At 62.9% G+C, this 9,125-nt stretch carries 11 protein-coding genes; 8 read left to right on the top strand and 3 right to left on the bottom strand.

Annotated elements, in window-relative coordinates; genetic code table 11:
- Window positions 1-323: 323 nt before the first annotated feature.
- Both GEV06_27335 and GEV06_27330 read left to right on the top strand, forming a co-directional pair.
- Window positions 324-1,754: a hypothetical protein gene (locus GEV06_27335; GenBank protein MPZ21574.1), complete on the top strand. Its 1,431-nt coding sequence runs from the start codon at window positions 324-326 to the stop codon at window positions 1,752-1,754.
- Window positions 1,755-1,817: 63 nt separating this feature from the next.
- Window positions 1,818-2,333 carry a hypothetical protein gene (locus GEV06_27330; GenBank protein ID MPZ21573.1) on the top strand — a complete coding sequence of 172 codons (516 nt, stop codon included), beginning with the start codon at window positions 1,818-1,820 and terminating at the stop codon, window positions 2,331-2,333.
- Window positions 2,334-2,373: 40 nt separating this feature from the next.
- On the opposite strand, the gene GEV06_27325 is transcribed toward GEV06_27330, so the two are convergent.
- Complete coding sequence (locus GEV06_27325) at window positions 2,374-3,252, bottom strand: XRE family transcriptional regulator (GenBank protein MPZ21572.1); 879 nt, start codon at window positions 3,250-3,252, stop codon at window positions 2,374-2,376.
- A 196-nt stretch (window positions 3,253-3,448) separates the two neighbouring features.
- Between GEV06_27325 and GEV06_27320 the strand changes: the two genes are divergently transcribed.
- The 5 genes from GEV06_27320 to GEV06_27300 all read left to right on the top strand — a co-directional run bounded on the left by GEV06_27320 (window position 3,449) and on the right by GEV06_27300 (window position 6,976).
- A complete protein-coding gene (locus GEV06_27320) occupies window positions 3,449-3,766 on the top strand; it encodes a hypothetical protein (protein MPZ21571.1) in 318 nt (105 codons plus the stop codon).
- A gap of 80 nt (window positions 3,767-3,846) precedes the next feature.
- Window positions 3,847-4,071, top strand: coding sequence for a hypothetical protein (locus tag GEV06_27315; protein ID MPZ21570.1), 225 nt, complete (start codon window positions 3,847-3,849; stop codon window positions 4,069-4,071).
- Window positions 4,072-4,175: 104 nt separating this feature from the next.
- Window positions 4,176-4,859, top strand: a complete 684-nt coding sequence (locus GEV06_27310; protein ID MPZ21569.1) for a hypothetical protein — start codon at window positions 4,176-4,178, stop codon at window positions 4,857-4,859.
- A gap of 97 nt (window positions 4,860-4,956) precedes the next feature.
- Window positions 4,957-6,576 carry a chaperonin GroEL gene (groL, locus tag GEV06_27305; GenBank protein ID MPZ21568.1) on the top strand — a complete coding sequence of 540 codons (1,620 nt, stop codon included), beginning with the start codon at window positions 4,957-4,959 and terminating at the stop codon, window positions 6,574-6,576.
- A 124-nt stretch (window positions 6,577-6,700) separates the two neighbouring features.
- On the top strand, window positions 6,701-6,976 hold the full coding sequence (locus tag GEV06_27300; protein MPZ21567.1) for a hypothetical protein: 276 nt from the start codon (window positions 6,701-6,703) through the stop codon (window positions 6,974-6,976).
- 16 nt (window positions 6,977-6,992) lie between these two features.
- Here GEV06_27300 and GEV06_27295 read toward each other — a convergent pair whose 3' ends face one another.
- Together GEV06_27295 and GEV06_27290 are read right to left on the bottom strand one after the other, a co-directional pair.
- On the bottom strand, window positions 6,993-7,994 hold the full coding sequence (locus GEV06_27295) for a substrate-binding domain-containing protein (GenBank protein MPZ21566.1): 1,002 nt from the start codon (window positions 7,992-7,994) through the stop codon (window positions 6,993-6,995).
- 28 nt (window positions 7,995-8,022) lie between these two features.
- Entirely contained in the window at window positions 8,023-8,673 is a 651-nt protein-coding gene (locus GEV06_27290) for a phospholipase (protein ID MPZ21565.1), read from the bottom strand.
- Between the two features lie 132 nt (window positions 8,674-8,805).
- Between GEV06_27290 and GEV06_27285 the strand changes: the two genes are divergently transcribed.
- Entirely contained in the window at window positions 8,806-9,075 is a 270-nt protein-coding gene (locus GEV06_27285) for a hypothetical protein (protein ID MPZ21564.1), read from the top strand.
- The last annotated feature ends 50 nt before the right edge of the window (window positions 9,076-9,125 follow it).

Below are 9,125 nucleotides of genomic sequence, written 5' to 3'. Positions count from 1 at the left end.
CAGGCCCCTTTTTCGGGGACTGACGCCGCTGAAAAAGGGGCCTGTCCCCGTTTCCGGCGAGTGGTATGAGCTGACCCGCCACTTCTTTCAGTCGCATTTCGATCTCGGGTTCTTGTCGGACGTGGGTGCAGACGGCCTCAAACGCGTCGTCGCGGCGGCACTCGCAGCGCCAATGGCGTTCGGCTTGGTGCTCGCGCACGTGTATTTCATCAGGTATCTTGCGCTCTCCGGCCAGTCTACGCCTGAGCCATATCGCTTGGCGCTTCTTGCCGACGAAACGTTCATCATCGCGCTGCCCATGGTCATCCTGGCATTCGCGACGGGTGCTCATCAGCCGCTCCGTTTTCCCGAGCGAGACGGACTATCGCGTGCTGATGGCGCTGCCGATCTCGCGACGAGCCATCTTCGGCGCCAAGGTCGCCGCGCTGGCGTTGTTCCTTGGCCTGTTCATCGCTGCGGCCAACCTGTCCATTGGTCCACTCTTCGTCTTGGTCTCGCACGGACGCTGGTCCGCAGATCCCTTACTGGCCCGAATCGTCGCACACGTCGTCGCCGGCGCAGCGGCGTCACTCTTCTCGGCAACGTCGGTGATCGCCCTGGTCGGCCTGGTCACACTGTGCGTGCCGCGCGCTCGTGCCCAGCTTGCCGTGGGACTGCTCCAGACGGGCCTTCTGTGCGGCCTCGTGGTCGCGCTACCGCTAGTCTTCCAGCTTCCCAAGCATGCCGCGTCGTTCGCGCTGGAGCCGTGGCGACTGTACGCGCTTCCGCCCGCCTGGTTTTTCGTGGTCGAGCAAGCGCTGCTCGGCGAAATGGAGCCGCCATTGGTCAGCCTGGCGCAGCTTGGCGGGCTCGTGTTCTTGGTCGCGGGACTCTGTGTCGTTGGCTGCTATGCCGTTTGCTATCGGCGCTTCGAGCAGATCCTCTTCAGACCGCAGCCGCGCGGCTCCCGGCAGGCCAGCCCGCGTCCACGCCGCCAGACGATCGCCTGGCAAAGCCAACCGGCCCGAACTGCAGTCGCTCACTTCACCTCGCGGACTCTGAGACGCAGCGCGCTCCACCGCGGCGTCTTCATGGGAGTCACGGCGTGCGGCATCGGTCTTGTCGTCATCCACGTCTCGGGCGCCGGCATGGTCGACTGGCTGGGCGCCGGGAGTGAGCCAACTCATCGTCTCCAAGTGGCGATGGCGTATGCACCGTTCGTGCTGATGTTCGCAATGGTCATGGCACTTCGGGCATCACTCCTGCTACCACTCGAGCAGCGCGCAAACTGGATATTTCGGATCACGGAGTTGGATTCAACACGGCCGCGGCAGCTTGCCTCGGTCGAGCGCGCGTTTCTCTCGATCGGCATTCTGGTGCCGCTGCTCGCTCTCCTACCGCTACATTGGCGCTGGCTCGGAAGCGAAGCGCTCGTCTCCCTCACGGTTGCAGCTCTCTATGGCTCCGGTCTCGTCGAGCTGGTCCTGGCAGACTGGAGGCGTCTCCCGTTTACCTGCACATACATCCCCGGAAAGCGATTCTTCGCGCACACGGTCGTGATTGTCGTGTCGATCTACGTGATCTTCGTGAATCTCGGCGCCGCGCTGCTGGGCGCCAGTCTGGCGGATCGGCGGCTGGCCATCGTCATCGGCGCCTTTCTGCTCGCTGTCGTCGGCTCGCTTCGCTGGCATCGTCTGAGGACCTGGGGCAAGATCCCGCTATCGTTCGAGGATGAGCTACCGGACGCACCTATTCGATTGTTGGCAACGGATTGAATCTGGTCGCCCTGCGTTGCGCGTAGGCGATTCCAATACAGCACCGCCGGGCACTATTCTCGAATGTGGTCAATTTCGACAATAGTGAAGTATGTTGTTTTCGTGACCGCAAACCTCCTGTTGACGATCATCGACCAGGCCTACGACCGCCAGTCCTGGCATGGAACCAACCTGCGCGGCTCGCTGCGACGGGTGTCGATGAAAGAGGCCCGCTGGCGGCCAGGCCGCAATCGCCACAACATTTGGGAGACCGTCGTTCATTGTGCGTACTGGAAGTACGCGGTTCGGCGGAGACTGACCGGCGAGAAGCGGGGCTCGTTTCCTCTCAAGGGCTCGAACTGGTTCCAACGCCCCGAAGAGGGCACGGATGCCGCATGGCGAGCGGACATCCAACTGCTCGACGAGACGCATCGGAGTCTGCGGTCGGTGATCGAGACACTCGACCCAGGCCACATTGAACGGGCGGCACCTGGCGGCAAGACCAACCCTCTGACGCTCATCACCGGCATGGCAGCGCACGATCTGTACCACGCGGGACAGATTCAGCTGTTGAAGCGCCTCGCCAAGAAGGAACAGTAGCGACACACGACCGAGCGCGCCGACGAGCCGAGCGTGATGTTTACGCCCTCTTCTCGTCGATCGACGCTTGGTGAAAATGGAGCGGGTCTCGCAGGTTTTGCAGTTCCCGATAGTAGTAGAGGGCGGTTGGCCGTTTGCGCGCGAACTTCAGCTTCTTGAGAAACGCGATCTCCTCCGCGGTCGCATCGCCACTCAGAGTGCGATCTTGCAGGAAGGCCTTGAGCCCGGGTTCTTCCTCGACGGGCGGCGCGCTTTCCCGTTCCACGAACTCGAACTTCTTGGCCTCTCCGGGAGCCAGACGACGGTTCAGGACGACCTCGATGGCGAACGTGGCGAGGTCGATGTCCCACGATTCAATCAGCGGGTCGAGAAACGCGACGCAGTTTTCGTCCGAGACATTGAAGATGTCCGTCTCCAGGAACTCGAGCACGTCGACGCGCAGCTGTTCGTAGCTGCGTTCGCTGAGTCGAGCCACGAGACGGAGCCAGGTCTCGTCTTCCAGCTCCTCTCTCGCCACATGCTTCACGACGTCGAGCAACTTCTGGGTGACCAGGCGCTCGAGCGCGCCAAATGGCTCCCTCTCGAACATCGTGCGGATGGGCTTCTCCTTGCCTGGCGCGCATTTACAGAGAATCGCCTCGCGCACTTCCCTGAACAGGGGCGCGGGCGGATCCGCCAACTTGCTCTTCAAGGCGTCGGTCCGCTGGAGGGCCGCCAGCGTGGCGAGTCTTCCTGCGGGAAACCTCAAGAACGTCTCCATCCTCTCGTAAATATCGGTCCGCTCGGGTGCAGGAGGCAGCTTTTTCCCTGTCAACAATTGGGAAATGTACGACTCTGTCACCTGCGCGGCTGCGGCCAGCCCCCTCTGCTCGGTCCCTAGTTCTTTGAGCCGCTGCCGAATGAGGAGCGGAACATCCACGGAACGTCCTCCACTTGAATTAACTGAATTTGATTAATCGCATCGGCCACAAGCCATTGTCGCCGATTCAGCTTGACATGTGAAGTTAATAAACCTACTCTGGTTAACAAGATTGCGGACAAACCCTCAATCTCCAGATTACCTAAACTAACTTCGGTTATCTGCTCCCGTTGACCCTGCAACCTAGGAGGTTGACATGTTCGCTCGTAGTGTGTCTTTCCATCTCAAGCCAGGTCGCGCGACAGAGTTCACCGATCTCCTCAACAAGAACGTCATTCCCGTCCTTCGGGACCAGAAGGGCTTCCAGGACGAGATCGCCCTCGTTGCCCCAGACGGGGCCGAAGCAATTGGCATCAGCGTGTGGGATCTGAAGGAGCACGCGGACACATACGCCCGCGGTGCGTATCCGAATGTGCTCAAGTCGCTGGAGGCGGTCGTGGAGGGCACGCCTCAGGTGCAAACGTATGAGGTGTCTGCCTCGACCTTCCACAAGATCGTGCGCGCGACCGCCTGAAGCGACGTCGGGCGCGGGCGGGCACCTGGCCGTCCGCGCCTGGCCCCGTGCGGAACCAAGAAGAGAGAGAAGTAACCAGCATGTCGAACCTATTCAGCCGCAAGACGATCATGCTCGTGTGGCTCGTCGTCGTGCTCGGACTGTTCGCGGCGCTCGAGGCGCCAATGTCGTTTACCACCGGCGTGCTGCTATTCGCAGTGTGGGGCACGGTTCCGGCGCTCATGCTCATCATCTGGCAGAAATCCTCTCCCAGGATGGCCGAGGCGCTGAATCCGTCTGAGAGCCCATCCGAGCTTGAACGATGACTTAGTCACCTATTCGAGCCGGAGACGCGGGAACAGACCGCAACCGAGCCACAGGAGAACCAAAGTTTGTTCGAGCAACAACGTCACCTCGAAGGAGGAGCATCATGAGTACTGCTCGCATTCTCACAATGTCCGTCGTTTGGGTCCTGATTTCGACACCGTCGATCTCCGCCCAAGATCTGTCCAGCTACCGGGGATATCAACTAGGTACCAGCTTGGGCGCCGTCGCGGAGCAGGCCGGCCTCACGCCTGAGGGGCAAGTGCTCCATCAGCGTCCGCAACTGATTCAAGAGTTGATGTGGCTGCCGCCACGCGCCCTCAGCTCTTCGCCGCAACAAGAGTCAGTGAGGAAGGTTGTCTTCACCTTCTACAACGGCCAGCTCTTTCGAATGGTGGTCAGCTATGACCGAGATCGAACCCAAGGGCTGACGAATGTAGATCTGGTCGAGGCTCTTTCGACCACGTACGGCGTCGCAACGCTGCCCCCGCCTGAGGTCGCGTCCTCGTCGTTCCAGGTCTCTGACCACAACGACAAGGTCGTGGCGCGTTGGGAAGACCCGCAATACTCACTCACCCTCTTCCGATCCTCCTACCCGTCCGCGTTTGGGCTGCTGGTGTCGTCAAAGCCACTGGATGCTCTGGCACAAACCGCAACGGTCGAAGCGATCCGGCTCGATGAAGAAGAGGCTCCCCAACGAGAGAGCGCCCGTCAACAGAAGCAAGCCGAAGAGAACCGCGCCAAGTTGGACAAGGCCAGGGGCGTGAACAAGCTGACCTTTCGGCCCTGAGCACAGGGCGAGATGGCGACCGCATGGTCGCACTATTTCGGCAGGGCGTGAAGTGCGCCGCAACCAGAACGTCGAGAGTGGCAGGGAGAGTAATGTCATGGCAAAGCAGATTGTGTACGGTGAACAGGCGCGGCAGGCGGTCCTACGGGGCATCAATCAGTTGGCTGACGCGGTGAAGGTGACACTTGGCCCCAAGGGCCGCAACGTCGTCCTTGCCAAGACGTTCGGATCGCCGACGATTACCAAGGACGGCGTGACCGTCGCCAAGGAAATCGACCTCAAGGACCCGCTCGAGAACATGGGCGCGCAGATGGCCCGCGAGGTCGCGAGCAAGACCTCCGACAGCGCCGGTGATGGCACCACAACCGCGACGGTGCTCGCGCAGGCCATCTATCGCGAGGGCGCGAAGAACGTGGTTGCCGGTGCAAACCCGATGGAGGTCAAGCGCGGCATCGACCGGGCGGTCGAGGTGATCATCGCAGAGCTCGAGAAGATGTCGAAGCCGGTCAGCGGCAACATGGTGGTCCAGGTTGGCGCCATCTCGGCGAATAACGACGAGCCCATCGGCACGATCATCGCCGAGGCCATGGACAAGGTCGGTAAGGACGGCGTGATCACCGTCGAAGAGGCCAAAACGATGGAGACGTCGCTCGAGATCGTGGAGGGGATGCAGTTCGATCGCGGGTATCTGTCGCCGTATCTGGTGACCGATCCCGAGCGGATGGAAGTCGTCCTCGAGGATCCATACATTCTCATCCACGAAAAGAAGATTTCGAGCCTCAAGGATCTCCTGCCGGTGCTCGAGCGCGTCGCGCAGAGTGGCGCACCGTTGCTGGTCATCGCCGAGGACATGGAGGGCGAGGCGCTGGCGACGCTCGTCGTGAACAAGCTGCGCGGGACACTGAAGGTCGCGGCCGTCAAGGCGCCCGGCTTCGGCGATCGGCGCAAGGCCTTGCTCGAGGACATCGCAGTCCTCACCAACGGCCAAGCGCTCACCGAAGACCTTGGCGTCAAGCTCGCGAACCTGAAGCTCGAGGATCTCGGCAGGGCGAAGAAGGTCACGATCGACAAGGACAACACGACGATCATCGAGGGCGCTGGCACGAAGAAGGCGATCGAGGGCCGCATCAAGCAGATCCGGACGCAGATCGAGGACACGACATCCGACTACGATCGCGAGAAACTGCAGGAGCGGCTCGCGAAGCTCGTCGGGGGCGTTGCCGTGATCAAGGTCGGCGCGGCGACCGAGACGGAGATGAAGGAGAAGAAGGCGCGCATCGAGGATGCGATGCACGCCACGAAGGCGGCCGTCGAAGAGGGCATCGTCGCCGGCGGCGGTGTCGCGCTGCTCCGCGCATCGAAGGCGCTCGTCGGGCTCGAGCTCAGCGGTGATCAGCGAATCGGCGTCAACATCGTCGCCCGCGCCATCGAAGAGCCCCTGCGCTGGATCGCCAACAACGCCGGCCAGGAAGGCTCCATCGTGGTCTCGAAGGTCAGGGAGATGGGACCCGAGGAAGGATTCAACGCGCTGAACGACACCTATGAGAACCTGGTGCACGCCGGCGTCATCGACCCGACCAAGGTCGTACGGTCGGCGCTCCAGAACGCGGCATCGATCGCCTCCCTCCTGCTCACGACGGAGGCACTCGTGTCAGAGATTCCGGACAAGAATGGAGCGCCAGCCTCCAGTGCGGGGGGAATGGGCGGCATGTACTAACGGAACGTTCCACACCAGGGATTCCGGACCCGCGCTCGCCTGGCTGCTGTCGTCGACAAGAGATACAAAGAGGACAGGAACGCGCTTGCTCGACGATCTTCGATCTGGAAGGGATGAGACGATCATGACGACGCCCCCTGCGACCGGCGAGCGGCCCGGGCGGAACGAACCCTGTCACTGCGGCTCCGGCCGCAAGTACAAGCAGTGCTGTCTCGACAGAGACGAGGCGGAGGAGCGCGCCGCCCGAGCCAAAGCCACGGAGGAGCCTCGGCCCTCGGCCGAGGCGACCCCGGCGCCCCGACGGCCGCCGAAGCCCCAGACAGACCAGCCTTGGAAGAAAGCCTCGACGCGCGGCTTCTTCCAACGTGTACGGACGCCGCGGAAGGTCGGCGGAGGCTGAGAGCATCCGGAGAGGCTCAACCACCGCCTCCGCGTAGCTCTGGCGGGTTGATGACCACTTGGACCTTGGGATCCTCCACGTTGTCGAGGGTCACCATCATCACGCCCGTATCGACAACTTCAGCCACCGCCTCCCCTTCGAGGTGTGCGACCATCGTCTTCACGCTGAGATACCCCATCTGCACGGGATTCTGGACCACGAAGCCGTGAATCTCGCCGCGCTGGAGCGGCTCGATGAATGCGGAGCTGTAGTCGAAGCCGACGAAGGTGATCTTGCCGACCCGGCCAAGATCTTGAAGCGCGAGCAGCATGCCGGCCGTTGACGATTCGTTCGGGGTGAAGATCCCGTCGAGCCGGTTGGCCAGCCGATTCAACAGATTCTCCGACGCGCGCTTCGCGGTGTCGCGCGTTGCCCCCGCGTACTGGTCCGACGAGATGAGCTCGACTTTCGGATACGTGGCGGCGAGCTCCTCAACGAAGCCGCGCTCCCTCTCCTCGGTGGCGGCCGAGCCTTCCTGGTATCGCAGCATCAACACTGTGCCGCGCCCTTCGAGCAGCTCGCCCATTCGCCTTGCGGCTAACCGGCCTCCCTCTTCGTTGTCCGTCGCGACGAAGCTCACCGTCGGGTTCGGCGCTTCGAGCGCCGAGTCGAAGATGACGGTCGGAATGCCGGCGCGCGCGGCCTCTTCGACCGGCCGGCGCAGCGCGCGGCTATCCAGCGGCGCGAGCACGATGCCGTCGATGCCCTGGCTGACGAAGCCCTCGACCACTTGAAGCTGTTGCTCGCGGTCATCTTCTCGAAGCGGTCCTTTCCAGATCACCTCGACCCGCCTCTCGGCGTTGGTGAGCTCCGCCGCGGCCTTGAGCGCCCCGCTATGGACCCGTTTCCAGTGCTCGTGCGTGGCTCCCTTTGGAATCACCGCAAGCGTGATCGTCTCCTGGCCTCGACTCGCTCCTCCCGAACAACCGGCCGCGAGCAGCAACAGCACCAGCCAAGCGCCAATTGAGATCCTCTGCATCGGTTACACCTCCTCGCACGTCGCGTCGTCACCTTGTGCTAGGGCCTCGCGCCAGTAGCGCCGCCACCGCGTCCAGCTCGTCGGCGTTGATCGCATGGCCCATCCGCGGGTAGATGCGCTCGTCAACGGCGCCTTGAAGCTCACGAAAGACGCGAGACGACTCGTGGACTCGCTCTACCGGAATGTGCGGATCGACGTCGCTGCAGCCAAGGAACACGGGCGCACCGCCGACCGATCCGGAGTAACGCCGGGGCGGGCCCGGCGGGCCGATCAATCCTCCGCTGAGCCCGACGATGGCGGCGTACCGTTGCGGACGACGGGCGGCGAACTCGAGCGCCAGGCAAGCGCCCTGCGAGAACCCGAGCAGCGCGATCCGCTCGGGGGGCACCTGCTGCGCCTCCAAGTCACCCAGGAGGCCATAGAGCACGCGCAACGCTGAAGAGAGGTCGGGCTCATTGTCCGCCAGCGGTGCGAGAAAGGACAAGGGGTACCACGTCGATCCAGCCGCCTGCGGCGCGAGGTACGCGGTGTCCTTCACGTCGAGCTCTCGCGCCAGCGCCAGCATGTCGGCTGCCGAGCCTCCGCGGCCGTGGACGAGCACGACCGCGAGCCGGGCTGCCGACGGATCTGGTCCCTGCCGTAGAACGGGCTGGCCGTGATGTGGATCTTGGATGTTCATAGGGTTGCAAACGACGCGCTCTCGGATTTAACCGGAATCGCTCGCATAGAGCAAGGTAAGATGAGTTCGAGCGATTGGGCTCGACCGCGGCTTGGAGCGTTTGCCGCGCCTGCCCGAATGGAGACAACACGCATGAGTGCGCGGCAATGCTCGCACATCCAGGCCATCGAGACGGTCAAGCAGCCGGAGGAGCTCGTGTGTGGGGAGTGCGTCAAGACCGGCGACCGTTGGCTGCATCTTCGCATCTGCCAGAGCTGCGGCGTGACGCTGTGCTGCGATTCGTCGCCGAATCGTCACGCGAGCGGCCACGCCCGGGGCAGCCAGCATCCCGTGATTGCCTCTGCCCAGCCCGGCGAGCGCTGGTTGTATTGCTTCCAGGATGACGCGTTGGCGGAATACTAGTGGGCTGTATCAGGCATTTGTGAAGTGGCTGGCGGAGCGCGGCGCCCGGC

The organism is Luteitalea sp., from assembly GCA_009377605.1.
In the GTDB taxonomy this organism is placed as follows: Bacteria; Acidobacteriota; Vicinamibacteria; order Vicinamibacterales; family Vicinamibacteraceae; genus WHTT01.
This window is presented reverse-complemented; position numbering and strand designations above follow the sequence as displayed.